Raw genomic sequence first — 25,075 nt, forward strand, 5'->3', positions numbered from 1 at the left:
TGACGACCCGACCTCGCCGGGCCGCTTCTCCCGCTGAAGTTGACACGACAAGAGCAGGAATGGCTCGGTTAGCCCTTCGTTGCGCCGGGCTGCAAATCGCCGCCATCCCGTTTGCCGACAATGCGCTTCAGCACTCCCAAAAAGTCGTCGACGAAGGTGAAGATCACCGGGATGACGAGCAGGCTGAGGAAGGTGGAGGTGATCAGGCCGCCGATCACCACGATCGCCATCGGCTGACGGAAGCTGGAATCGCCGCCGGTCAGCGCCATCGCCACGGGCAGCATGCCGCCGCCCATCGCGATGGTGGTCATGATGATCGGGCGGGCGCGCTTGTGGCAGGCGTCGACGAGGGCATCTAAGCGCGACATGCCCTCGCGCCGCATCACGATCGCGTACTCGACCAGCAGGATCGAGTTCTTCGTCACGATGCCCATCAGCATCAGCAGGCCGATCACCGCCGACATCGAGAAGCTGGTGTCGGTCAGGACGAGCGGCAGCAAGGCGCCGCCGAGCGCCAGCGGCAGCGCCATCAGGATCGTCACCGGCTGCAGGAAGTCGTGGAAGAGCAGCACCAGCACGGCGTAGATGCAGAAGACGCCGATCGCCATGGCGAGGCCGAAGCTCTCGAACAGTTCGGAACTGCGCTGCAACTCGCCCTGCTCGACCAGCAGCACGCCGTCCGGCAGGTTCTCGAAGGCCGGCAGGGCCTGTGCTTCACTGTAGACGTCGTTGAGGATGCGCCCGTTCAGCTCGACGGCGAGCGACACGTTGCGCGACCGATCGATGCGGTCGATCTGCGATGGGCCGCTGCCGAAGCGGATTTCGGCGACGGAGCCGAGATCGACGCTGCCGTTCGTGCCGGCGACGCGCAGGTTGGCGATATCGTCCAGCGTGGTCCGGTTCTTCGGGTCGAACCGCACGCGGATCGAGATCTGCCGCTGCGGCAGGTTGAGCTTCGCCATCGACGCGGAGTAGTCGCCGTTCGTCGCGACGCGCGCCACTTCGGCAATCGACTCCGACGTGACCCCCAGCGCCGCCGCGCGCGCGAAATCGGGTGCGATCTGCACTTCCGGCGCCTGCAGCGATGCACTGGACGTGACGGCGCCGATCCCGGAAAGCGAGCGCAACTCCTCCTCGAGCGCGGAGGCCGCCTGTTCGAGGAGGGCGGAATCGTCGCCGGACAGGACGATCTCCAGCGTCGTCCCGTTGCCTCCCGACCCGACTTCGACCCGCGCGCCCGGCAGCTCTGCCAACGCCTGCCGGATGTCGCCTTCGACGAGAGACTGGTTCCGGTCGCGGTCGTTGATGTTGGTCAGATCGACGACGAGCGTCGCCGTCGTCGGATCGCTCGCCGTCGACGAATCCATGCCGCCGCCCGTGGTCGCAGATCCGACCGCCGTGAACACCTTCGTCACGTCGGGCACAGCCGCGATGATCTCGGCGGCGCGCCGCGCGATCGCGTCGGTCTGCGCGATCGTGCTGCCGGGCTGCAACGTCAGCGTCACCTGGGTCTGGGAATTGTCGGACGCGGGGAGGAAGCCCGACTTCAGGAACGGGATCGTCGACAGCGACAGGCCGAGGAACACGCAGACCCCGAGAATGGTCAGCTTGCGATACCGCAGACAGGTCCTGACGACGGCCATGTAGGCCTTCATCAGCCGGCCGTCCTTCTGCTCGACCGGATGCACCTTCATCATGTAGGCCGCCATCATCGGCGTCAGCAGCCGCGCCACCAGCAGCGAGGCGACGACCGCCACCGCGGCGGTGACGCCAAACTGGCGGAAGACGAGCCCGGCGATGCCGCTCATGAAGGCGGTCGGCAGGAACACCGCGACCAGCGTGAAGGTCGTGGCGATGACGGCGAGCCCGATCTCGTCGGCGGCCTCCAGCGCCGCGTCGATCGGCGTTTTTCCCATCTGCAGGTGGCGGGCGATGTTCTCGACCTCGACGATCGCGTCATCGACCAGAATGCCGACGACCAGGGAGAGCGCGAGCAGCGTCACCGTGTTGAGGCTGAAGTCCATCAGGTACATGACGAGGAAGGTGGGGATGATCGACAGGGGCAGCGCGACCGCGGCGAGGAAGGTCGCCCGCCAGTCGCGCAGGAACAGCCAGACCACGAAGATCGCAAGCGCTGCGCCTTCGTAGAGCATGTGCATCGAGCCTTCGTAGTTGTCGATGATCGGCCCGACCGTGTTATAGGCCTCGATGATCTCCACTTCCGGGTGTTCGGCGGCGAACGCTGCGATCGCCGACTGGATATCGGCCGCCACGCCGGTGTCGGAAAAGCCGTTGGACCGCTTGACCTGGACGCCGATCACCGGCTGGCCATCGAAATAGGCGAGCGACGACCGGTCGGAAAAGCTGTCCGTCACCTCGCCGATCTCGTCGAGGCGAACCAGTTCGCCGCTCGCGAGCGAGATCGTGATCGCCTTCAGCTCCTCGAGCGTCTCGACGGACCCGAGCACACGGATGGTCTGCCGGCCGTCGCCGATCTCCGCCCGGCCGCCCGACGTATCGGCCTGCACCGCCCTCAGGCTCGACGAAACGCTCGCCGCCGTGATGCCGAGCGATCCCATGATCTGCGGGTTGAGATCGACGTGGATTTCGCGATCGATCCCGCCGAGACGGCTGACCTCGCCAACGCCGGAGACCGACAGCAAGGCCCGGGTCATCTCGTTGTCGACGAACCAGGACAGTTCCGTCTCGTTGAGCTGGACCGAACGCACCGCATAGGTCAGGAGCGGCGAGCCCTGCACCGTCACCTTGGTCACGTTCGGCGACTGCATCGCGGACGGCAGGTCGCCCGCCACGCTGTCGACGGCGTTGCGGACCTCGTTCAGGGCCGCCTCGCTGTCCTTCTCGAGCTGGAAGGACACGCGGATCGACACCGATCCGTCGGTGATCGTCGTCGTGATGTGGTCGAGGAGACTGAGGGACGCGAGGCTGTCCTCGATCTTGCGGGCGACTTCCGTTTCGAGCTGGGTCGGGGCCGCGCCTTCGAGCGAGGCGGAGACCGTGATCGTCGGAAGGTCCATGTCCATGAAGTTCTGCACCGCGAGCCTGTCGAAGGCGAGCAGGCCGCCGATGGTCAGGAGCACGAACAGCAGGATCGACGGAACGGGATTGTGGATCGACCAGGCGGAGAAGTTCACTGCGCTTCTCCTTCGACCCTGACGAGGGCGTTGTCCGACAGGAAGGCGCCGCCCGACCTGACGACGCGAGCCGCTTCGTCGATGCCGGACAGGATCTCGACGTCGCCGGCATTGCGCCGGCCGGTCTCGACCCGCACGCGCCTGACGCGGCTTTCCTCGTTGACCGTGAATACGTAGTTGAGGCCGTCGCGGAACAGGAGCGACGTCTCCGGCACGGTCAGCGCCGGCGTTGTCTGGAGCTCGATGCGCCCCGTCGCGTAGAGGCCGCTCGGGGGTGTCCGGCCTGTCGGCAGCGTGACATAGACGATCGCCCGCCCGGTACTGGTGCTGACGGTGGGTCCGACCAGGCGGACCTTGCCTTCGATGCGCGTGCCGTCCGGTCCGTCGATCGCGGCGACGAGGCCCTCCTTCATGCCGCGCAGATAGCGGGCCGAGACTTCGGCCTGCCATTCGACGCGCTGCTGCCGCACGAGACGGAACAGCTCGGTGCCGGACGAGACAACCGCGCCGAGTTGCGCCGACCGTGACGTGATCAGCCCGTCGTCGACCGCGGTGATGATCGTCTGGTCGACCTTGATCCGCTGGCCATCCAGCACGGCTTCGGCCGAGGCGAGGCTCGCCGTCGCCGTCTGCTCGCCGATCAGGTAGTCGTTGACCTGCTCGTCGGACAGCGCGCCGCTGCCCTGGACTTTTCGCGCCCGCGCGGCATTCGCCTGCGCCTTGGCGAGATCCGCCGTGGCGGTTTCGACGGCCGCTTCCTGCTGGCGCAGTTCCGCGAGCGCGGATTCCTGCGCCAGCCTGACGAGGGGCTGGCCTTTCGAGACCACCGATCCGACATCGACGAGGACCTCGGTGATGCGCAGGCCGCCGATCTCCGAGGCGATGACCGCCTCATGCCAGGGCTTCAGCCAGCCGCTGGCCGGCACCGTCTCGGCCCACTGGCGCGCCACCGGCCGAACCACGGCGACGGTGAGCGCGGCCGCCTCGGTCTGCTGCTGCGCATGGGAGGGATGACCGGCGAACGGGACGACTGCCCCGGCGAGCAGGACGACGAGGAGAGGCGCGAGCCGCATCAATTGAGTCCCTGGGGTCTGGTCTGGTCCGCGGTCGCGGTCAGCATGGCCGCATCCCAGCCGCCGCCGAGCGCCTTGTAGAGGGCGATCCAGTAGCGGACGGCGTCGCGCCGGATCTCGATCAGCGTGATCTCCGACGACTGCGCGGATCGGCGGGCTTCCTCGCGGTCGAGCAGGCTGGTACCGCCGGCGCGCCAGTTGGCGTCGATGGAGGTGAAGTAGGAGCGATAGTTGCGGGCGGCGACGCCGGCGTCGCCGATCCGCCGGCGCGAACTGTCGATCCGCACCAGGGCGGTCTCGACCTCGGCGATGGCGCTGAGCACGCCGGACTTGTAGCCGGCGACGGCCGCGTCGTAGTCGGCGATCGCGATCTTCACCGAGGCCCGGCGCGATCCGCCGTCGAAGAGGGGGACCGTCAGCGCCGGACCGAACGACCACGGGGCGGACGTGCCGGTCAGCGTCGAACTATCGATCGAAACCGAGCCGCCGAGGCTGAGGCTCGGATAGAGATCGGCTTTGGCTGCGCCGACATCGGCGATGGCGGCCGCGACGTCGAGTTCGAGGGCGCCGATATCAGGACGCTGTCGCAGGGCTTCGGCCGGCACCGCGGCGAGGCGCAGGTTCTTCGGCGCCGGGATGCCGCCCTTGCCCTTGCCAAGGAGCGCGCGGACCCGCGGCTCGTCACCCCCGGTGAGCTCGGCCAGCGACTTGATCAGTACGTCGCATTCGGCCTGCTGCGCGGTCAGCGTCGACGAGGACGCCGCGGCGCTGGCCCGCGCGAGCGCGAGGTCGGCGGTCGAGGTCAGGCCGGAGTCGGTCGCCGTTTCCGTTGCCCGGATGGTCTCGCGCTGCGAGGCGAGTTCGCCCCGGTAGGCGGCTTCGATCTGCCGGCACGCCCGGTACTGGACGTAGTAGTCCGCGACCTCCGCGGCGAGCGACACGCGGGCGTCGTGCCAGTTGGCGATCTGCTGGTCGACCCTCAGGCGCGCCGCCGCGCGCTCCTGCCGGCTCTTGCCGAACAGGTCGAGTTCCCAGGAGGCGTCGAGCCCGCCATAGGTTGTGGTCGACGCCGCGATGCGGTTTGCCCTCTCGCCGCCGGTGCCCGAGCGGGACACGCCGCCGGATCCGTCGAGCACCGGGAACGAACCGGCATCCGCCGAGGCCAGGGTGGCGCGGGCCCGTTCGATGTCGGCGGCCGCGGCCTCGAGGCTCGGGTTCTCGGCCTGGGCATGGCCGATCAGCGACGTCAGCGACGGGTCGCCGAAGCTGGACCACCACGACACGAGGCTGGCCGTCTGGCCCTTGTGCGGCAGCGTCGCGTGCCAGACGTTTGCGACCTTGACGTCGGCCGAGCGCAGTTCCGCAAAGCTCGCGCATCCCGGCAGAAGCAGGAGCGCGAAAACCAGTCCGGCTCCGGATACTCTTGTTCGGACATTTTCCATCAATACGCCGCACGGTCAGGTGAATGTCCGCGAGCAGTAGCCGATCGAACGTTAAGTGGCGTCAAACCACCGTTAAGATAGGTAAATTTCTGGATCCGCGACGATTTTGTCTTGTATCACTCGGGACCCCGACGAACGAGCTTTGCGCATGGAAAAGGTGCTTCTGATCGATGACGACATCGAACTCACGACACTCCTGAAGGAGTACCTCGTCGAGGAAGGCTTCGACGTGGCGACCGCGGACGACGGCCGCACCGCGATCGGACTGGCGACGTCGAACGCCGTCGACATCGTCGTGCTCGACATCATGATGCCGCAGATGAACGGGATCGAACTGCTGCAGCGCATCCGGCGCTCGAGCACCGTGCCGGTGCTGATGCTGACCGCGAAGGGCGACGACGCCGACCGGATCGCCGGCCTCAATCTCGGCGCCGACGACTACGTGTCGAAGCCGTGCTCGCCGGGCGAACTCGCGGCCCGCCTGCGCGCGATCCTCCGCCGGGTCGGCCGGATCGGCGGGGGCGTCGTTGCCGACGTGATCGAGGCCGGCAAGCTGACGATGTTCCCGGGCAGCCGGGCGGCGCAGTGGGGTGGCAAGCCGCTCGAGCTCACCGGCACCGAGTTCAGCCTGCTCGAAGTGCTCGCCCGCAACGTCGGCCAACTCGTCTCAAAGCAGGATATCTCCAGGCAGGCCTTCGGCAGGTCGCTGGCGCCGTTCGACCGGCGCATCGACGTGCACATCAGCAGCGTCCGCCAGAAGCTCGGCACGCGCGAGGACGGCCATTCCTGGATCCAGTCGGTGCGAGGACAGGGCTACCAGCTCCTGCATGACCGCGAATGAAGCGTTTGTTCTGGAAGTTCTTCTTCATCATCTGGCTGACGATGGCGACGTCGATCGGGGTGCTGTTTGCGGCATCGGCCATGTTGCAGATCACGCCGCACACGCGTGACGTCGAGCGCGCCAGGCAGGACTTCGCGCTCGACACAGCCGCGGGGCTGCTCGCGCACGCCGGCCGCGACGCTGCCCTGGCGTTCGTGGCGGAGGCCGCGCGGGGCGATGTCCCGATCGATCTTTCGGTTTCCCCGATCGAGCCGTTCGAAGCATGCTCGGCCGGAACGAGCGATGACGAGAGGACCATCGCAGCCGGTGACGCCTGCTTCCGCATCACGCTGCATCACGATGCGCCGAGCCTCGCCGTGACGATCTGGCCGATGATCGCGCCGGGGCTGTCGGTCCTGCTCGCCGCCGCCGCCGCGGCCTACTGGCTGGCGCGCTATCTCATCCGGCCCGTCGCCCACCTGCGCGGTGGCCTCGCGGCCCTTGCGAGTGGGCGCTTCGATGTCCGGATCGGCGACCGGATGGACGGGCGCAAGGACGAGGTCGCCGCGCTCGCGCATGATTTCGACGCGAGTGCGACGCGCCTCGCCGAACTGCAGCGGACCCAGCAACGGCTGTTTCACGACGTGTCGCACGAACTGCGTTCGCCGCTCTCTCGCCTGCAGGCCGCGATCGGCGTGCTGCAGCAGAACCCGGCCAGGCTCGGCGGCATGATGGACCGCATGGTGCGGGAGGTCGAACGCATCGACGGGCTGGTCGGCGAGATCCTGACCCTCGCCCGCCTGACCGACCGGTCGCAGGACGGGCCGGACGTCCAGACCCTCGACGTCATCGACCTGCTGAACGACATCGTCACCGACGCCGCGTTCGAAGCGCAGGCGCGCAAGATCCGTGTGGTGCACGAAGGCACCGCCAGTTTCGTCGCCGACGTCAACGGCGAGTTGATCTACCGCGCGCTGGAGAACGTCATCCGCAACGCCGTCAAGTACACGGCCGACGGCTCGGACGTTTCGGTTCGCTCCCTGATCGAGGACGACGCCCTGCATATCCTCGTCGCCGACCAGGGCCCGGGCGTGGCGGCCTCGGAACTCGACCAGATCTTCCAGCCGTTTTCGCGCGGCGAGAACGCCGGCACCGGCAGCGGTTATGGCCTCGGGCTCGCGATCGCCAAGCAGGCGGTCGAATGGCACGGTGGCCGGGTCGCGGCCTCGGCGGCAGCGAGCGGCGGGTTGGTCGTTTCGATCTCGATCCCCAGCCTTGCCCGTGGCAGCCGTCCCGGCAGCCGGCCGACGACGCCCGCGTCGCATCGCTCGGGTCCGGTTGCATGACGCGCAGGCCGGCGATCCCAGTCGCGTTCCGCTGAAAGCTGTTGCGGTTCGCCGACGGTGTGCCCCCGCGCGCGGATCCGCGTCAGGCGCGGATGTTCTGGTTCCCGCTGGGGTTCGGTGCGATGGAGAGTGACCGCTGTCGGCGCAAGGCTACCTGCAACTTTTCCGCGAGATCGAACAGGGCCACGGGGATTTTCTCGGCCTCGCGCTGCTCGAGGACCTCGGCCGCATCCGATCCGGGATCGCTCTCGTCGAGGAAGATGGTCGCTGTCATGTTCCGTTTCCTGCAGGCGACCTGCCGCAGCCGCCGCTTCACTCTGGAAAGACAACCGAGATTAACATTTGTTGCCTCGGCCGCAGCATCGCCTTGCAGAAATTCGGCGCCAGCGGGCCGTGCGCCACAGGGAAAGGCCGCCGGCCGCCTACTCGGCCGGCCGCGCGCCCACCGACAGTCTGGCGCCGGCAAGGGCGAGCAGATCCATGACCTGACGAAACCGGCCGCCGGCCATGACCTGGCAGCGGAGATCCGCACCGGCGGGATCGTCGAGGCCGGAGAGCAGGTGATGCCATGGCGGCGCGACAACGTGATCAGGGTGAGCAGGATCAGCTTGTCCAAGAGCAACTCACCGAACGGCAGGAGCTGCAGCAGGAGATTCAGCATGGCCTGCTGCAAAAAAATGCGGTCAGCGGTTGAGATCTGATGGTGAGCCACGCCAGAGAACGTGATGGACGAGGATAAAGCCGTCCGCCTTCTGAATGCCGATTGCTGCTGCAATCCGACAAGCATTAGGGGGCGCGCGACACCTAGCCGACTAGGTTACGCTTCTCTTGCTGATGAGGCGCTGCAACGCGCCGACCGCAACGCGGTACCCATCCGGTCCTAGCCCTGCAATGACGGCTGTTGCGACTTTCGATACCAGCGAGTTGTGGTAGACGGCCTCGCGTCGGTGGATATTGGAGATGTGCAGCTCGATGATCGGACCGGGAAACATCTTCAGTGCGTCCATGATCGGCACAGAGGTGAATGTCAGGCCCGCCGGATTGATGATGATGCCCGCGGCCGGCCGATCGATCGCATCGTGGATCCAGTCGATCAGCTCGTATTCCCGATTGGATTGATGAAAAACGATTTCAGTCTCTCCGCCAGTCTGGCGGCATAAGGCTTCGACTTCACCCAACGTCGTGTGGCCGTAGATTTCCGGCTCGCGCTTGCCTAGTCGATTGAGGTTTGGTCCGTTCAGGACGTAGATCGGTTGTGTCATCGCGGTCAACTTTGCGATTAGCCGGAATAGCCGAACAGGCGCGGCAGGAAGAGGACGATGTCCGGCACGAAGGTGAAGAGCGCAAGAGCCGCCAGCATTGCAAGGAGGAACGGCGTCACGTCACGCACCAACTCGCGCATCGATACCTGGGCGATGTTCGTCATGATGAACAGCAGAAGGCCGTAGGGCGGCGTTATCAGCCCGATCATGATGTTGATGACCACGACAATGCCGAAATGCACCATATCGATGCCGAGTGCCTGCGCCGTCGGAACGAGCACCGGGATGACGATGAGCAGGATCGTGGTGCCTTCCAGAAGGCAGCCGAGAATGAGCAGTAATATATTGACGATGATCAGGAACATCACCGGCGACAGATCGTAACCCTGCAGGAATACCGAGAGAGTGCGAGGGATATTCTCAACCGTGACCACATAGTTGAAGACCAGTGCGCCTGCGATCAGCATGCCGATCGAGGCGGTCGTGCGTGCGCTCCGCAGAACCGAGCGATAGGTGTCGGCCCAGCTGATCGATCTGTAGACCACAATCGAAACGACGAAAGCGTACGCGGCTGCCACGGCTGCGGCTTCGGTTGGCGTCATGATGCCTGAGTAGATGCCGCCAAGGAGGACCACCGGGAGCATCAACGCAGGAAAAGCCTCCCAGGTGATGCGCGGTATCTCACGCAGCGGCACCGGCTTCTCGACGGGGAAGTTTCGTCGGCGCGCCATCCAGGCGACGATGCTCATCTGCGCAAGGCCCATGATGAGCCCGGGGATCATGCCGGCCAGGAAAAGATAGCCGATCGAGGCATCCGAGACGAGCGCGTAGAGCACCATCGGAATCGAGGGCGGAATAATCGGACCGATAACCGCGGTCGCGGCCGTCAATGCACCCGCGAAGCTCGCCGGGTATTTGTTTCCCGCGGTCATCATCGTCTGCATCATCTTGCCGGTGCCGGCGGCATCGGCGATGGCCGAACCCGACATGCCCGCGAAGATGATCGATTGCACCACGTTGATCTGGGCGAGACCGCCACGAAACCGACCCACGATCGCATTGCAGAAGCCGAGCAGGCGCTGCGTCATGGAGCCCGAATTCATGAGTTCGGCGGCAAGGATGAAGAGCGGCACGGCCAGAAGAATGTAGCTCGTGTACATGCCGTTGAGGAGCTGTTCGGCCGCCGTGCCCATGTCCAGCCCGGCCGCGTAGAGATACAGGATCGAGGCGACGATCATCGAGTGTCCGATCGGCAGCCCGAGCAGGCTGAGACCGACAATCGCCGCGATGCAGAGCGTAAACGGATCGGTGAGGCTCATACGCCCGAACTCGCCTTGGTCGGATCGAACTGCTCCGGTGTTCGGCCGAACAGTGCTTTCCACAAGATGATTGCGTAACGAACGATCACGGCGACCGCGAAGATGACGTAGATCGAGAACAGGTAGTCGAAGCGGATCTTGAGATAGGCGGTCGACTGCACCTTCATGAAGGTCACATAGTCCCAGACGGCCGGCAGCGACATCAGGTAGACGCCCAGCAGAATGATGGCCGTGATTGCAGCCAGGACGCGGCGTCTGCCGACTGACACGCCGCCATAGATGAGGTCGAAGCGGATCTCCTCATCTTCGCGCACCACGAAGGCGGCGCCCCAAAGGACGAGCCACAGCCACATGATGACCGTCAGCTCGGAGGTCCAGCCGATCGGAAAGTTCAGGAGATAACGAAAGGCGATCTGCGCGACGAAGGCGAGGAACATGACCGCCAGCATCAGGGCGAGGATGTTCTCGGCACGCCTGTAGAGCCAGTGTCCGATCTGCGCCAGACGCATGACGATGCTCTCCGCTCGGTGGAGGAAGGCGGCCTGCCGTTGCAGGCCGCCTCCGAGGATCAGCCTGGCTCACATGGCGTTGATGGTGTCGACCATGCCTTCGGGCCAGCTCTCGGCGAGTGCGGATTCGAGATACATCTTCTGCGCATACTCTCGGAAGGCATCGAGGTTCGGCTCGTAGACCTCGAGGCCCTGTTCTTTGAAGGACGCAACGAGTTCTGCTTCCCGCTTCAGATGCTCGGCCTGGCTCCAGTCGATCGCATTGTCGGCTGCGGTCTGCACCGCTTCCTGCTGTTCAGGCGACAGATCGTTCCAGGTGTCGAGCGAGATCGTCAGGAGATCGAAGCCGACGAGGTGGGAGGTCAGCACGATCTGTGACATCACCTCGAAGAACTTCATGTTCTGGACGTTCGGAAGCGGGTTGTCCTGACCGTCGATCGCGCCGGTCTGCAGGCCGGTGTAAACCTCGGCATAGGCCATCGGGGTCGGATTGGCGCCGAGCGCCTGGCCAAGGAACTGCCATGCGTCACCGCCGGGCATGCGCAGCTTGATGCCGGACATGTCTGCGGGGGTCTCGATCTTGCCCTCCGTGCGCAAGCCAACCTGCCGAGCCCCGAAATAGGTGGGGCCCAGGATTTTGACCGACAGCTGATCCTCGACCAGCTTTTTCATTTCTTCGCCTGCCTCGCTGGCGAAGAACTTGCGCAGGTGGTCGGCGTCGCGGAAGAGATAGGCCGAGGTGAGGATCGACCATGCCGGAATCTGGTTGGAGATGTCCTGCGGCGCGATATTGCCCATTTCGAGATTGCCACGCTGAAGCGCGACAAGTTCGGTGCCTTGTTTGAAGAGGTTTCCGCCGTAATAGCCTTCGAAGGAGAATCCGTCGCCGATCTCCTCGACGAATTTCTTCATCATCTCGGCGCGAATGTCCTGTTCGGAGAAGACGGCCGAGAAGCGGAGCTGCACCGGATCCTGGGCGAGCGCCGGGACGCTAACCGCCGCCGACAACAGCAGAGCCCCGGCGGCCAGGATCGAGCGACGTGTCAGTGAAGCAAGCATGGAGATCCTCCCAATGAATTTTTTTTACCCCGCCATTCAGCTCGTGCCGGGGACCTGTGCATTTCATGCCACTCGATAAAACGCCTTTCAATAGGCGACATCAATTTCATATGAGATTTTCGGTTTTCTCAATTTAGAAATCGACTGCGCTGTCGGCATCTTGCCTACTGGTTCGGGCTCGGGCAGATGATGAGCCGCCGCGGCAGGAGACAGACGGGTGGACGCGCTGGATCACGAACAGGAAACAGCTGGGGAAGTCACGTTCCGCCGGATCCGCGCCGACATCATCTTTGGGCGATTGGCGCCTGGTGAGCGGCTGCGGCTGGAGCGTCTACGCGGTGAATACAACACGAGCGTCAGCACCTTGCGTGAGGTGCTCAGCAGGCTGTCCTCGGAAGGCCTGGTGACGGCGGAAGGCCAGCGCGGATTTGAGGTCGCGCCGATCTCGGTCGAGAACTTCCGACAGGTGGCAGCAATGCGGAGCCTTCTGGAAGGGCATGCGCTCAAAGGCTCCTTCGCCGCCGGCGACATCGAGTGGGAAGGGCGCGTGGTGGCCGCCTATCACAAGCTGTCGCGGATGGAATCGAGAATGCTGGCCGGCGATGCCGACCAGACGATGGCTTGGAAGCACTACGACCGGGAATTCCACCACGCATTGATCTCGGCGTGTGGGTCGCGCGCGCTTCTCGAGACACATGGCGCCATCTTCGACAAGTTCTTGCGCTATCAGGTGCTGGCAGTTCTGTTTCGTGGCGCGGAAGCGGCCGACGAACACAAAACGCTATTGGAATGCGCGTTGGCTCGGGACGCGCAGACAGCCTTGGCAATCCTGGACCGCCACATCGTGGTCTGCGTCGATTACACGGTTGCCAATGGCCTGCTGACCTGAAGCGCATCCTGTCGCTGTTGAATTCGCTTCCGACCTCAGGCAGCGTCGCCCGACATTGCGATCTTTTCCACACGAGGGCCAAAATGGCGGATGTGATGGCCCAAGCCGAAACCATCGGAGATAATGCATATCGCCGGATACGTTCGGACATCATCTTCGGACGCATCGCTCCGAGCCAGAAGCTGCGGCTCGATCGCCTGAGAGAGACCTACGGCGCCAGTGTCAGCACGTTGCGAGAAATTCTCAACCGGCTGACGTCCGAGGGCCTCGTCGTCGCGGAAGGTCAGCGCGGTTTCGAGGCGGCGCCGGTGTCGGTCCACAATCTGCGTGAGATCGCCGCGCTACGGCTGCTGCTCGAAGGCTTTGCCCTCGAGCAATCTTTTGCGGCGGGCGACGTCGAATGGGAAGGGCGCGTGGTTTCAGCCCACCACAAGCTGGCGGCGCTGGAACAACGGATGCGCGACGGCGACATGAGCCAAACAGAATTGTGGAAGCGGTACGACTGGGAGTTCCATCAGGCGTTGATCTCGGCCTGCGGCTCGAAGGTCCTGACGGATACCCATGCCGCGGTCTTCGACAAATATCTCCGCTACCAGATGATCGCGCTTTCGTTCCGCGGCGACATCGCAGCGCGCGAGCATCAGGTCATGCTCAATGCGGCCCTGGCACGAGACGCCGCCACAGCCAAGCAGACGCTGGAGCGGCATGTCAGTGGCGGAGTGGAACATGCACTTGCGACCGGAACCATCAAATAGTGATCAGCTGTCCGACGGCCGATGATTCAACTTTGAATATCCCGGACTGAATACATGATGCCTGTTTCTGGCTCATCTCCGATGAGGCGTTCAGTTCAGATGATTTCTTCGCTCGCAATACTTGGGACCGTCACCAGTGCCTATCTTGCCCGTTCAGTGCTCTGGAGCCGCTTCTGATCTCTTCGGAGTCCTGTTCTGCATGTCGAGAGTGGACATCGCAGCAGCCTGCCTGCGCTTTTCGCGATAGGCCATGAATTGCGTATCGGCGATCACGCCGACGAGAATGACGCTGCCCATGACGGCAAAGTTCAAGGACGAAGGAATGCCCAGCAGATTGACGAGATTCTGCAGAACCTGAAGCAGGATCACGCCAAGGACGACGCCGATGATCGATCCCTCGCCGCCGCGCAGCGAGAAGCCGCCTAGCACGGCCGCCGCTATGCCGTAAAGTTCGTAGAAATTCCCGTGCGAGGCTGGTTGCACGGACCGGGTATACATGGCGAAAAAGACGGCGGAGAGTCCGGTCAGCAGCATGCACAGCACATAGGAGACGATGATCACGCGCCGCGTGTCGATCCCCGAATAGCGAGCGGCTTCCTCATTCTTGCCCACGGCGAAGAGATGACGGCCGAACACCGTGCGATGCAGAACGAGCCAGGCGATCACCGCGACGATCGCAAAGGCGATCACCGAGTGGGGAACGCCCGCCGTGCGCCCTGCGACGAGATATTCGAGCGCCGGAAAGTCTGCTCCGAAGCTGAAGCCGGCGGTGCCGTCCCGGGTGTAGAAGCGCGCGACGCCGCGATAGATCAGCAGCCCGCACAGGGTCACCACGAAGGGCTGCAACCCGAGCCGGGTCACGAGCCAGCCATGCAGCAGGCCGATCAGCACCGCGAGGACGAGAACGATCGCAAGGGCAAGCGGCCATGCGACGCCAAAGGTGGAGATGAGATCGATGAAGATGACGCCAAGCAGGGCGATCACTGAACCGATCGAAAGCTCGATCCCGCCGGTGACGATGACGAAGGCCTGGGCAATCGAGAAAAGCCCGAAAAGCCCGATCAGGTTTGCCGTGTTGGCAAGGTTGATCGGCGAGAGAAACCGTGGATTGACAAGCGCCACGATCGTCCCGACGCAGACAATCAGCACCGCGAGCCCGAGATCCTTTCTGTGCATCGTCCTGACCTTCTATTCGACAGCCAGCCGCAGGATCCGCTCCTCCGACAACTCCTCATGTTCCAGCATTCCCGTGATGCGGCCCCGGCTCATGACGGCGACCCGGCTCGACACGCCGATCACCTCCTCCATGTCCGACGAGATCATCAGGATCGCCGCTCCGTCGCCCGCGAGCGCCCGCATCAGCCGGTAGACCTCGGCCTTGGCGCCGACGTCGATCCCGCGCGTCGGCTCATCCAGAATGATCACCTTCGGGCGGGTGGCGAGCCACTTCGCCAGCACGATTTTCTGCTGGTTGCCGCCCGAGAGTTCGCCGGCCGGCCGATCAAGCCTCGGGGCCTTGATCCCAAGCTTTTCGCGTGCGTCGCCGGCCAGAGCGAGTTCGGCCTGCGTGTCGACGAAACCGTAGCGCGCCAGCTTTGCGAGACTCGGCATGGCGATGTTCTGGGAAATGGCGAAGTCGAGAAACAGCCCTTGGGACTTGCGGTCTTCGGGCACGAGGCAGATGCCGGCCCGGATCGCTTCGGTCACCGAACCGGCAGGCACAGGAATTCCCTCCACCGTCACCACCCCGTCTTCGCGGGGATCGATGCCGAAGATGGCCCGTGCGAGCTCGGTTCGCCCCGCGCCGACAAGACCCGCAAGCCCGAGGATCTCGCCGCCACCGAGCGTGAGGTCGACGGTCTCCCGCGGGTTGGCGGCGGTGCGCAGACCTCGTGCTTCCAGCACGATGTTGCCGCTGGTTTCGCCCGGCTTTTCATAGAACTGCGAGACAGGGCGGCCGATCATCAGGCGCACCATGGCGTCCTTGTCGATGTCCTCGCGCGCCAGCGCGCCGGCGTTCCTGCCGTCACGCAACCCCACGACACGGTCTGCGACCATCTCCACTTCGCTGAGGCGGTGGGTGATGAACAGCACGGCGACGCCGTCGTCGCGCAAGTGCCGGATGACGTCCAGCAGTCGCTGCGTTTCCGAAAGCGTCAGGCTGGATGTCGGCTCGTCCAGGATGATCAGCCGGACATTGGTCGACAGCGCCCGTGCGATTTCGAGGAGTTGCCGGTCGGCCAGCGAGAGCTCCGAGACGGGGTCGGACGGGCCGAACCGCGTGCCGAGCATGTCGAGCAGCGGCCGCACGCGGTCTTCCATCGCCTTGCGATCGATGAAGCCGAACAGGCCTTTGCGCAGTTCGCGTCCGAGCAGGACATTGTCGGTCACGTCGAGATTTGAAAACGGATTGAGCTCCTGATGCACGAAGGCGATCCCGTGATCGAGAGCGCGCGACACCGTCAGGCCCGCAGTGCTGACGCCGTCGATGACAATCTGCCCTTCGTCGGGCCTGATCGTGCCGCCGAGAACCTTCATGAGCGTGGATTTTCCGGCGCCGTTCTCGCCGATCAGTCCGACCACCTCGCCGCCGCGAATGCTGAGCGAGACGTCGTTGAGGGCGATGGCGCTGGGATAGACCTTCGTGATGCCGATGAGCTGCAGGGAAATGGGATGTTCAACCCGGGCCATTCCATCCTCGCCTTGTCCGACGGTTCTGCGCGGACCGAATGGCCCGCGCAGACCGCAATCGCGGATGACGGTCAGCCGCCGATGCGCTTCTTGAGCTCGGCTTCGAAGGCGTCGACATTCGCCTTGTCGATGATCTTCGTCGGAACGATGATCAGGCCGTCCGCGGGGATTCCGGACTTGTCGCCTTCCAGATAGGCGGCCATCAGCTTCATGCCCTGATAGCCCCACTGATAGGGATCCTGGACGACGGTGCCCGCAAATGAGCCTTCCCGCACGGCTCCGAGCGTGATCGGGTCTTCATCGAAGGCGATGACCGTGATCTCGCCCAGCTTTCCCGCCGCCTGGAGGGCTTCGTAGATCTTCGGCGGATTATAGGAATAGAAGCCGACCATGCAGGTGATGTCGGGATTGGCCGCAAGGACGTCGTCGACATTCGAGCGCGCCCTGGCAAAGTCCACGTCGTCGCCGCGCACGTCCACCAGTTCGATGCCCTTGCCTTCGACGGCTTCGCGGAAGCCCGCGATGCGTTCCTTGGCGTTGTCGGCCCCGAGAAAGCCGACAAAGCCCATGCATTTGCCGCCGTTCGGCATTGCACCGACAGCGATCTCCCCGGCCTGATTGCCGGCCAGCGTATTCGACGAACCGAGATATGCGATGCGGTTCGATTGCGGCGCATCGCTGTCGGTCGTGAACAGCGGAACCTGTGCCGCGATGCGGTTGAACGCGTCGATCGAGTTGTTCGGATCCGCCGACGAGATCATGATCGCGTCCGTGCCGGCGGCGACGAGGTCGTCCATCAGGGCGTTCTGCAGGGCGGCGGAGCCCTGTGCGGGATAGCGGAACTGCAGTTCATATCCGGGCAGTTCGGCCTGCGCCGCCGTCACGCCGGCTTCGGCGAGTTTCCAGAAGTCCGACGCCGCGTTGACGACGAAGGCGAGTGCCGGCTTATCCTGGGCAAGGGCCGTTGTCGCGCTGAGGGCGAGCCATGTAGCGGCCAGAATCGTGGTTGCTCTTCTCATGATATCCTCCCCGCGATCCTCTCCTTCAGGATCGCACGTCATCAGGTTGCAGAGGGCGTCCCGAAAAGAGTCAGGTCGTTCCGGGACGCCGATCCGGCGGTCGCGGGCGGGAGCACGCCTTGGGGCAAGTCTCCTGCCCGGCGCCTCAGTTCTTCTCGCAGAAGCCTGGGGCGTCGCCGGTGCAGACGTCGAGCCCGGTAAACAGCGGGTCGTCGACCTTTTCTCCGTTGATCAGCTGGATCATGACGTCCGGCGCCCGATACCCCATTTCGAAGGGGCGCTGGCCGACCTGCACGTGGCTGCGGCCTTCACGGAAGGCTTGCGTCTGCGGCGGCAGCGTATCGCCGGCAATGATGATCAGGTCCTTCGACTTCAGCTTGTCCATCACCTGATCCGTCACCTGCGAGTAGGCCTGCGGGGCGAACTGGGCCCAGCCGCCGATCAGGATGAATGCGTCAAGATCCGGATTGGCGGTGAAGACGTCGGACATCTGCTGGTTGGCAAGGTCCGCCTGATCGTTGGTGAAGACCGGGCAACCCTCGATTTCCGTCCAGCCGTTCTGTCCGCTGAGCCTGTCGATATCCTTGGCCCCCGCGATCATGTCGCGGAAACCCTGGGCGCGGGCATTGATGTTGGCGGCCGCAACATTGCCGAGCTGCAGGCAAACCGTGCCGCCGTCCGTCCGGAGCTTCATCGCCTCTTCGGCCATCTTGACGCCCATCAGGTAGTTGTCGGTGCCAAGATAGGTCGACCGCAACTCGTGATCCTGTTCAAGGAAGTCGGCGTCGATCGTCATCACAGGCACGGACGGCGCGATCTGACGGATGCGGTTGGCCATTGCCGGCGCGTTGGATGGCGAGATGGCGATCGCCGCAACGCCGCGGGTGAGCAGGTCGTCGACGATCTGAACTTCGCCGGCTTCGTCCGCCGAGGAGGCAGGACCGGTGTAGAGACACTCGTATTCGCTGTCGGCGTTTTCCGACAGCCACTTTTTGCAACCCAGATTGATCTGCTCGAAGAAAGGGTTGTCGAGCCCCTTGACGACGATCGCGAGCGTCTTCTTGTCCTGCGCGCTCGCGTGACCGGCGAAAAGCACGGCCGCTGACAGGGCAGCGACGGTCAAATATTTGATTTTCATTGTTGTTTCTCCCCTCCTTGCAATCGCCGGCGAAGGTTGGATCCTTAGCCGGGATACCAGACAATGCGCGGGTCGTTGTCCTCGCGCCTGTAGTTCCACGCCCGTTCAACGAGGCCTTCGAGGTCGATCGCGGGCGTCCAGCCCAGCACCTTTCGAGCCTTGGTGTTGTCGAGCCAGTTGCTGTGAAACGGGGTCTTGATCTCCTCCGGCGAGCCCCAGCCGTTCTTTTCGACGAGCGATGAAATCCGTCCGTAGTCGGCCGGCTCGTTCATCGCGATATTGAACAGTTCGCCGCAGGCATCCGGGTTGTCGATCGACAGCAGGATGGCTTCGACCAGATCGTCGACGTGGATGAAATTCCGCTTCAAAAAGCTGCCCTTCGCGTCGCGCATCGCGGGGAATCCGCCGACGTCGCGCATTTTCGCGAGCGTTTCCGGGTCGATGAGCGTTTCCCAGGATGGACCGCCGAACTGGGCGCCCCCCATCTCGAAGGCGTATCGGAAGTCGTCCTTTTCCATGATCCACGGCGCCCGCAGGATCGTGTGCCTGAGCCCATGCTGGATGCCGAACTGTTCCAGCATCACCTCTTCCAGAACCTTCGTCAGAGCGTAAATGCCCGGATAGGCGCGCCTTTCAGAGGCCTCGGTGATCGGGGCGGCGTAGTCCTGAAAGATGTGGCCGACGACGCAGTCGCCGCTGAGCAGCAGGAACTGCCGGCCGCCCGGCGAACGACGGAAGTGCTCCAGCAGCAGGTAGAGACCCTTGAGCGCCACATCGATGGCGAGGTCTGGCGATTCCTTCACCGCCGCCAGATGAAGAACATGACTGACACCCCGAAGCGCGCTTGCGACGGTCTCCTCGTCGGCCATCGAGCCACGGACCACGCTGACCCTTCGGTCGTCAGTTTCGATCGCCCGGTTGTGGCAGAGCGCGACCACCTCCCAGCCGCCGAAGCGCTGTTCGTCCAGAAAGGCGGGAAGGAAGGCCTGACCGACTTTTCCGGCCGCTCCTGTGACCAGCAGCTTCATCCGCAACGCCTCTCGCACTTCCCCGGCCCATGCGAGATCGTTATTTACTAATAATATTATGTCAAGATATTATTGATTTTAGTGATGACGCCAGCGGCGTCAGTTTGCCGGCCGGGCCAAAGAAGGGCGCGGAACAACAGGGGAGGAGAGCCGTGACAAGGCTGGTTCTGTCAGGAATATCGAAGAGTTACGGGGCCATTCAGGCGCTGTCGTCTGTGTCGCTCGTTCTGCAGCCCGGCGAAGTGCTGGGCCTGATGGGCGACAACGGCGCGGGGAAAAGCACGCTCGTGAAGATCATCGCCGGCAACTTTCCGCCCTCTGCGGGCGAGATGCGCATCGATGGCGAAACGGTCGTCTTTCACAAGCCCCGAGACGCACAGCGACAGGGGATCGAGGCCGTGTATCAGGACCTTGCGCTCTGCGACAACCTCTCGGCCGCGTCGAACGTCTTTCTGGGCCGCGAAGCCATGCGCAGCCTTGGTCCCCTGAAATACCTGAACTATCGCCGGATGAACGAGGTCGCGGCCGATCTCTTCCGTCAGCTCAAGTCCGAGACGCGCCCGCGTGACCTTGTCAGGAAGATGTCGGGCGGCCAGCGGCAGGCCGTCGCCATCGCGCGCACGCTCCTGTCGCAGCCCAAGATCGTGATGATGGACGAGCCGACGGCGGCCATCTCCGTCCGGCAGGTCAAGGAGGTTCTCGACCTGATCGGCCGGCTCAGGGACCACGGCATCAGTGTGATCCTCATCAGCCACCGGATGCCGGACATCTTCGCCGTTGCCGACAGGATTGCGGTGCTCCGCCGCGGTGAACTCGTCGCCAGCAAACCTGCGGCCGAATCCTCTCCCGAAGAAGTGACCGGTCTCATCACCGGTGCAATCGACGCGGCATAGAAAGGTGGACCGATGACGACGCTCGAAGACGCGATATCAAGAAGCCAGCATCGAAGCTGGCTTTCCAGGATCGCAAGCCAGCAGCTTTTCTGGATTTTCATCGCGGCAATCGTCGCCTGCCTGACGCTGAGCCTTATTACCGATACATTCGCCAGCGAACGGAACCTGTTCAACGTCGCCCGCAACTTCGCCTTCGTCGGCATCATTGCGATCGGCATGACGGCGGTCATTGCTTCAGGTGGAATCGACCTGTCGGTGGGATCTTCCGTCGTCCTATCCGCCATGGTGATCAGCGTGCTGATGGCAGACGGCATGGCGTTCTGGCTGGCCGCCCCGATGGCACTAGGCGCTGCGCTTCTGGTCGGGCTCTTGAACGGCGTGCTGGTTGCGTACGGCGGCATGCCCCCCTTCGTGGTCACGCTCGGCACGCTTTCTGCCGTCCGCTCGCTTGCCATGGTGCTTTCCGACAACAAGATGATCTGGGAGTTCGGTCCCGATCACGGTCTCCTCCTTTGGGTTGGTGGCGGCTCGACGCTCGGCGTCCCACACCCGCTGTATGTTCTGACGGTGGTTGCGATCGTGATGTCGCTGGTCTTCAAGTGGACGCGGTGGGGGCAGCATGTCTATGCAGTCGGCGGCAATGAGCACGCCGCACTCCTGACCGGCATTCCGGTCAAGCGGCTGAAGGTCAGCATCTACATGTTCTCGGCCTTTTGCGCCGGGGTCGCGGGCATTTTGATGGCCGGATGGCTCGGCAGCGTGACGACGAACCTCGGTCAGTCGATGGAACTGACCGTCATCGCCGCCGCCGTGATCGGCGGCGCCAAACTCGCCGGCGGCGAGGGCACGGCCATCGGCGCCGTCGTTGGCGCACTGCTGATCGAGGTCATTCGCAACTCCCTGATCCTTCTCGGTATCTCGACATTCTGGCAAGGAATGTTCATAGGTACCTTCATCATTATTGCGGTGGCATTCGACAGAATCAGGCATTTCAGGTCATGACGGCCTGGAAGCAGGCCGGATGACCGCGCCATCCCGCATGGAGAACGCATTGAAATCGACGATGATGGATGTCGCTGCTCAGGCTGGCGTCTCTCAGGCGACTGTCTCGCTCATTCTCAACGGCAGTTCCGGGGCACGATTCAGCGAGGCCACCCGCAAGCGCGTCTTCGATGCGGCAGCAAAACTGGGTTATCAACTTTCCAACAGATCAGCGGCGGCCAGAAGCGCGGGCACCAAGGTCATCCTTTTCATTGTCGATGAACTGACGACCGACCCATGGATGGCGCTTGCCTTTGAAGGTGCGCGCGAGAAGGCTCTGGAACTCGGCATCCTCGTGACACTGGGTGTCTTTCGCCAGGGCGAGGACCCCGATGAAAGGGTCTTTTCCGTCTGCGAAAGCCAGACCCTGGTGGGCTACATCTTCGGCACGATCCTGACCCGCAAGATCGATCCACCGAAGGCGCTGCTCGGTGCGCCCTCGGTTCTCGTCAACTGCTACGACCAGGACCGCAGGCTGCCGTCGATCCTGCCGGGTGACGTGGCGGGTGGCCGGGCCGCGACGGAACGCCTGATCAAGGGGGGCCGCAAGCGCATTGCGCTCATCAATGGACAAGAGGGCCTGGACAACCCGCGTGACCGCTTGCGCGGCTACAAGCAAGCCCTTGCGAGCAACGATCTGGCCTATGATTCCAAGCTTGTCCACTACGGCAACTGGGAGCCTTCGTCGGGCTATGAGAAGACCCATGCGCTGATGAGGCTGCCCGATCCGCCGGACGGCATCTTCTGCGCCAATGACCTCATGGCGATCGGCTGTCTCGAGGCGCTCAAGGAGCTTGGCAAATCGATCCCCGACGACGTGGCCGTCGTCGGTTTCGACAATCGCGACATCGCGCAATTCACCATGCCGCCGCTCACGACGTTTCATCTCCCGATGCTGACGATGGGGTCGATGGCGGTGGAACTGCTTGAGGACATCACGGGCGGGCTGAACAGCGCTCACGATCAGCTGAAGGTCGAATGTCCTCTGGTCGAGCGTGCTTCGGCCTAGGTCCTGTCGACGAACAGAATTCGTATCAGCGCCATTCGGTGATTCAAGATCGCTTTCCGAGGGAGGCGAGCTTGATTCGAGGCCTGACGAGCGACGAGGAATGGGTTTCTTCGAACCCTTCCGGGCGAGACGGGGCCGCACAGCGGCCGGCGGCCTCAGGATCACCGGTGTGTCCCGGCGGCGTCTTTTGAAACGCGCGTACCGGTGCACGGTGGCGCGACCTGCCCGAGCGCTTCGGCAAATAGTCCTCCGTCTACCGCCAGTTGGGGCGGGCTCCTCCCCGGAGCTATCTGGCCCTCCGGTTCGGATGAAGAACCCGCAAGATCGGCACCTCGACGGCAGTCCCGGCGGCGCACGGCACTCAAACGATCGCTAAATCAAACCTCTCAATGCTGCTTTTCCTGTCCACAACCGGCGGGACAAGCTTCGTCGCCGAGAGCTGGATCAAGCACCCGCTCCAGCACGCCCGCGTGCCCCATGTAGACCAACTCGATCAACAACTGTTCCAGGCATTCCATGTCGGCGACCAGCCGCCCGGTACGCGACGCCGTGCGGCACCCAGCAACCACTCGCAACCGACGAAAGGAAGACACGCCATGACCACCATCACCATGACCGACGGCACGAACCTGTTCTACAAGGATTGGGGGCCGAAAGACGCGCAGCCTATCGTGTTTCACCATGGCTGGCCGCTCAGCGCCGACGACTGGGACAACCAGATGCTGTTCTTCCTGGCCGAAGGTTACCGCGTGATCGCGCACGATCGCCGTGGCCATGGCCGGTCCGACCAGACCGACACCGGCAACGACATGGACACCTATGCCGCGGACGTCGATGCGATCGCCAGGGCGCTCGATCTGCGCGACGCGGTCCATATCGGCCATTCGACCGGCGGCGGCGAAGTCACGCGTTATGCCGCGCGCGCCGAGCGCGGCCGTGTGGCCAAGGCCATTCTGATCGCAGCGATCCCGCCGGTGATGGCTCAGTCGGACGCCAACCCGGACGGCGTTCCGATGGCGGTCTTCGACGGGTTGCGCTCTGCCCTGGAAGCGAACCGCGCGCAGTTCTACCGCGATCTGCCGAGCGGACCCTTCTACGGCTTCAACCGCGAGGGTGCGAAGGTCAGCCAGGGCCTGATCGACAACTGGTGGCGCCAGGGCATGAGCGGCGGCGCCAAGGCGCATCACGACTGCATCGAAGTGTTCTCGGAGACAGACTTCACGGAGGATCTGAAGGCACTCACCATGCCTGTGCTGATCATCCACGGCGAAGACGATCAGATCGTGCCGATCGGGAACTCGGCCCAAAAGGCGATCAAGCTCGTCAGGGACGGCACGCTGAAAACCTATCCCGGGCTCTCGCACGGCCTGTTCGCCACGCATCCGGATGTGGTGAACCCGGATATGCTGGCCTTCGTCCGCGCCTGACATGTCTTCGCAGTGGATGAACGACGGTCGCGCCGCTCGCGACCGTCGAAAGCGTCTCCGGGCGTCTCTTCGCACCGTCGCCGGGGCGACATTGCCGGCAAGACGTGGCTTTCAGCGGGAGTTTGTTCGGCGCCGTCGGACGTGTTGGCAATCGGTGCTCGAGGCGCAAAGACTAGGCATGGGAACCATGAGTGTCGTCAGAATCGCAATCGCCGGCTTCGGGAGCGTGGGGCGCGCCACGGCCCATCTCCTCCTGTCCCGCCGCCAGCGATATCGAGAGGTCCATGGAGCCGAAATCCGCCTTGTCGCCGTCTGCGGCTCGCGATCAGGCCTGGCCGAACCGGACGGTCTCGAAGCGGGGCACCTCGACGCGCTCGAACCGGGCATGTCAGGCCCCGCATTCATCGATGCAAGCGGCGCCGACATTCTCATCGAGGCGGGTCCCAGCGATTTTCGCACCGGCGGTCCTGGCCTTGCCTATATCCGGTCCACCCTTTCGGCGGGGCGGGACGCCATCGTCATCTCCAAGGGCGCGCTGGTCCACAGCGGCCCGGATCTGCGGGCCCTTGCGCGTTCCACGGGCGCGATGCTGAAACTCAGCGGCGCCGCCGCCGCCGCGCTGCCGACGATCGACCTCCTCGATCATAGCCTGAGAGGCTGCGAGGTGCTCGAAATCGAAGGTATTCTGAACGCCACCACCAACTATCTGCTCGACGCGATGATGAATCAGAACCTCGGCTTCGACGAGGCGCTGGCGCGTGCCCAGGCAGGCGGTTTTGCAGAAGCCGACCCGCGCAACGATACCGAGGGCTGGGATACCGCCAGCAAGCTCATCCTCATCGCCAATTTCGGCCTGGATGCCGACCTGACGATGGACGATCTGGTCGTCGAGGGCATTGGGTCGATCGCGGCGCACGATCTCGAGACATGGCAAAAGCACCGTCTCGTTCCCAAGCTCGTCGGGAGCCTTTCCCGGAGAGACGGCGTGACCCGGGCGGCCGTCGGCGTCCGGACCTACCCACTGAGCGATCCGCTCGCGCATGTGTCGGGAAAGAACAAGGCGATCCGGATCACGACGGACGCGATGGGCGAGACGATCGCGATCGGATCCGGCACGGAGCCTCTCGCCACGGCGGCCGCCGCGCTGAAGGATCTCGAACATATCCTGACGGCAAGAGCTGCACGGGCCACTTGATGTTC

At 64.0% G+C, this 25,075-nt stretch carries 22 protein-coding genes and 1 pseudogene; 10 read left to right on the plus strand and 13 right to left on the minus strand.

Features of this window, described 5'->3' with window-relative positions; translation table 11 throughout:
- Positions 1-68 precede the first annotated feature (68 nt).
- Genes I5731_RS11120 through I5731_RS11130 form a run of 3 tightly spaced genes read right to left on the minus strand, consistent with a single transcriptional unit; the run spans position 69 to position 5,670 of the window.
- Entirely contained in the window at positions 69-3,155 is a 3,087-nt protein-coding gene (locus tag I5731_RS11120) for an efflux RND transporter permease subunit (RefSeq protein ID WP_197311457.1), read from the minus strand.
- Positions 3,152-4,228, minus strand: coding sequence for an efflux RND transporter periplasmic adaptor subunit (locus I5731_RS11125; protein WP_197311458.1), 1,077 nt, complete (start codon positions 4,226-4,228; stop codon positions 3,152-3,154). The genes I5731_RS11120 and I5731_RS11125 overlap by 4 nt, the downstream gene beginning before the upstream one ends.
- Complete coding sequence (locus tag I5731_RS11130) at positions 4,228-5,670, minus strand: efflux transporter outer membrane subunit (RefSeq protein WP_197311459.1); 1,443 nt, start codon at positions 5,668-5,670, stop codon at positions 4,228-4,230. Before I5731_RS11130 ends, I5731_RS11125 begins: the two co-directional genes overlap by 1 nt.
- A gap of 148 nt (positions 5,671-5,818) precedes the next feature.
- Here I5731_RS11130 and I5731_RS11135 point away from each other — a divergent pair, with 148 nt between their 5' ends.
- Both I5731_RS11135 and I5731_RS11140 read left to right on the plus strand, forming a co-directional pair.
- Positions 5,819-6,511 carry a response regulator transcription factor gene (locus I5731_RS11135; RefSeq protein ID WP_197311460.1) on the plus strand — a complete coding sequence of 231 codons (693 nt, stop codon included), beginning with the start codon at positions 5,819-5,821 and terminating at the stop codon, positions 6,509-6,511.
- Positions 6,508-7,836, plus strand: coding sequence for a HAMP domain-containing sensor histidine kinase (locus tag I5731_RS11140; protein ID WP_197311461.1), 1,329 nt, complete (start codon positions 6,508-6,510; stop codon positions 7,834-7,836). The genes I5731_RS11135 and I5731_RS11140 overlap by 4 nt, the downstream gene beginning before the upstream one ends.
- Before the next feature lie 82 nt (positions 7,837-7,918).
- Here I5731_RS11140 and I5731_RS11145 read toward each other — a convergent pair whose 3' ends face one another.
- The 5 genes from I5731_RS11145 to I5731_RS11165 all read right to left on the minus strand — a co-directional run bounded on the left by I5731_RS11145 (position 7,919) and on the right by I5731_RS11165 (position 11,985).
- The gene (locus I5731_RS11145) at positions 7,919-8,623 is read right to left on the minus strand and encodes a hypothetical protein (protein ID WP_197311462.1); all 705 of its coding nucleotides are present in this window, start codon (positions 8,621-8,623) and stop codon (positions 7,919-7,921) included.
- A 25-nt stretch (positions 8,624-8,648) separates the two neighbouring features.
- Complete coding sequence (locus I5731_RS11150) at positions 8,649-9,098, minus strand: type II 3-dehydroquinate dehydratase (RefSeq protein ID WP_197311463.1); 450 nt, start codon at positions 9,096-9,098, stop codon at positions 8,649-8,651.
- Positions 9,099-9,115: 17 nt separating this feature from the next.
- On the minus strand, positions 9,116-10,417 hold the full coding sequence (locus I5731_RS11155; protein ID WP_197311464.1) for a TRAP transporter large permease: 1,302 nt from the start codon (positions 10,415-10,417) through the stop codon (positions 9,116-9,118).
- On the minus strand, positions 10,414-10,926 hold the full coding sequence (locus tag I5731_RS11160) for a TRAP transporter small permease (RefSeq protein WP_197311465.1): 513 nt from the start codon (positions 10,924-10,926) through the stop codon (positions 10,414-10,416). Before I5731_RS11160 ends, I5731_RS11155 begins: the two co-directional genes overlap by 4 nt.
- A 69-nt stretch (positions 10,927-10,995) precedes the next feature.
- Positions 10,996-11,985, minus strand: a complete 990-nt coding sequence (locus I5731_RS11165) for a sialic acid TRAP transporter substrate-binding protein SiaP (protein WP_197311466.1) — start codon at positions 11,983-11,985, stop codon at positions 10,996-10,998.
- Between the two features lie 217 nt (positions 11,986-12,202).
- Here I5731_RS11165 and I5731_RS11170 point away from each other — a divergent pair, with 217 nt between their 5' ends.
- Positions 12,203-12,874, plus strand: coding sequence for a GntR family transcriptional regulator (locus I5731_RS11170; RefSeq protein ID WP_328838640.1), 672 nt, complete (start codon positions 12,203-12,205; stop codon positions 12,872-12,874).
- 83 nt (positions 12,875-12,957) lie between these two features.
- The gene (locus I5731_RS11175) at positions 12,958-13,629 is read left to right on the plus strand and encodes a GntR family transcriptional regulator (protein WP_235981713.1); all 672 of its coding nucleotides are present in this window, start codon (positions 12,958-12,960) and stop codon (positions 13,627-13,629) included.
- A 153-nt stretch (positions 13,630-13,782) separates the two neighbouring features.
- On the opposite strand, the gene I5731_RS11180 is transcribed toward I5731_RS11175, so the two are convergent.
- The 5 genes from I5731_RS11180 to I5731_RS11200 all read right to left on the minus strand — a co-directional run bounded on the left by I5731_RS11180 (position 13,783) and on the right by I5731_RS11200 (position 19,505).
- Positions 13,783-14,805 (minus strand): ABC transporter permease, encoded by a 1,023-nt coding sequence (locus tag I5731_RS11180; protein WP_197311467.1) that lies wholly within the window; start codon positions 14,803-14,805, stop codon positions 13,783-13,785.
- A gap of 12 nt (positions 14,806-14,817) precedes the next feature.
- The gene (locus I5731_RS11185; RefSeq protein WP_197311468.1) at positions 14,818-16,320 is read right to left on the minus strand and encodes a sugar ABC transporter ATP-binding protein; all 1,503 of its coding nucleotides are present in this window, start codon (positions 16,318-16,320) and stop codon (positions 14,818-14,820) included.
- A 71-nt stretch (positions 16,321-16,391) separates the two neighbouring features.
- Complete coding sequence (locus tag I5731_RS11190) at positions 16,392-17,339, minus strand: sugar-binding protein (RefSeq protein WP_197311469.1); 948 nt, start codon at positions 17,337-17,339, stop codon at positions 16,392-16,394.
- A 145-nt stretch (positions 17,340-17,484) separates the two neighbouring features.
- Positions 17,485-18,477: a sugar-binding protein gene (locus I5731_RS11195; protein ID WP_210336293.1), complete on the minus strand. Its 993-nt coding sequence runs from the start codon at positions 18,475-18,477 to the stop codon at positions 17,485-17,487.
- Between the two features lie 44 nt (positions 18,478-18,521).
- The gene (locus I5731_RS11200; RefSeq protein WP_197311470.1) at positions 18,522-19,505 is read right to left on the minus strand and encodes an NAD-dependent epimerase/dehydratase family protein; all 984 of its coding nucleotides are present in this window, start codon (positions 19,503-19,505) and stop codon (positions 18,522-18,524) included.
- 152 nt (positions 19,506-19,657) lie between these two features.
- Between I5731_RS11200 and I5731_RS11205 the strand changes: the two genes are divergently transcribed.
- The 6 genes and pseudogenes from I5731_RS11205 to I5731_RS11225 all read left to right on the plus strand — a co-directional run bounded on the left by I5731_RS11205 (position 19,658) and on the right by I5731_RS11225 (position 25,070).
- On the plus strand, positions 19,658-20,398 hold the full coding sequence (locus I5731_RS11205; protein WP_328838644.1) for an ATP-binding cassette domain-containing protein: 741 nt from the start codon (positions 19,658-19,660) through the stop codon (positions 20,396-20,398).
- A gap of 12 nt (positions 20,399-20,410) precedes the next feature.
- Positions 20,411-21,400 carry an ABC transporter permease gene (locus I5731_RS11210; protein WP_197311472.1) on the plus strand — a complete coding sequence of 330 codons (990 nt, stop codon included), beginning with the start codon at positions 20,411-20,413 and terminating at the stop codon, positions 21,398-21,400.
- Positions 21,401-21,419: 19 nt separating this feature from the next.
- On the plus strand, positions 21,420-22,448 hold the full coding sequence (locus I5731_RS11215) for a LacI family DNA-binding transcriptional regulator (RefSeq protein ID WP_235981714.1): 1,029 nt from the start codon (positions 21,420-21,422) through the stop codon (positions 22,446-22,448).
- Positions 22,449-22,489: 41 nt separating this feature from the next.
- Positions 22,490-22,690 (plus strand): annotated as a pseudogene (locus tag I5731_RS20080) (transposase); the annotation flags it as partial.
- Positions 22,691-23,044: 354 nt separating this feature from the next.
- Positions 23,045-23,875 carry an alpha/beta fold hydrolase gene (locus tag I5731_RS11220; protein ID WP_197311473.1) on the plus strand — a complete coding sequence of 277 codons (831 nt, stop codon included), beginning with the start codon at positions 23,045-23,047 and terminating at the stop codon, positions 23,873-23,875.
- A 178-nt stretch (positions 23,876-24,053) separates the two neighbouring features.
- Positions 24,054-25,070 (plus strand): homoserine dehydrogenase, encoded by a 1,017-nt coding sequence (locus tag I5731_RS11225; protein ID WP_235981715.1) that lies wholly within the window; start codon positions 24,054-24,056, stop codon positions 25,068-25,070.
- Positions 25,071-25,075 lie beyond the last annotated feature (5 nt).

This window comes from Methylobrevis albus (genome assembly GCF_015904235.1).
GTDB classification, from domain to species: domain Bacteria; phylum Pseudomonadota; class Alphaproteobacteria; order Rhizobiales; family Pleomorphomonadaceae; genus Methylobrevis_A; species Methylobrevis_A albus.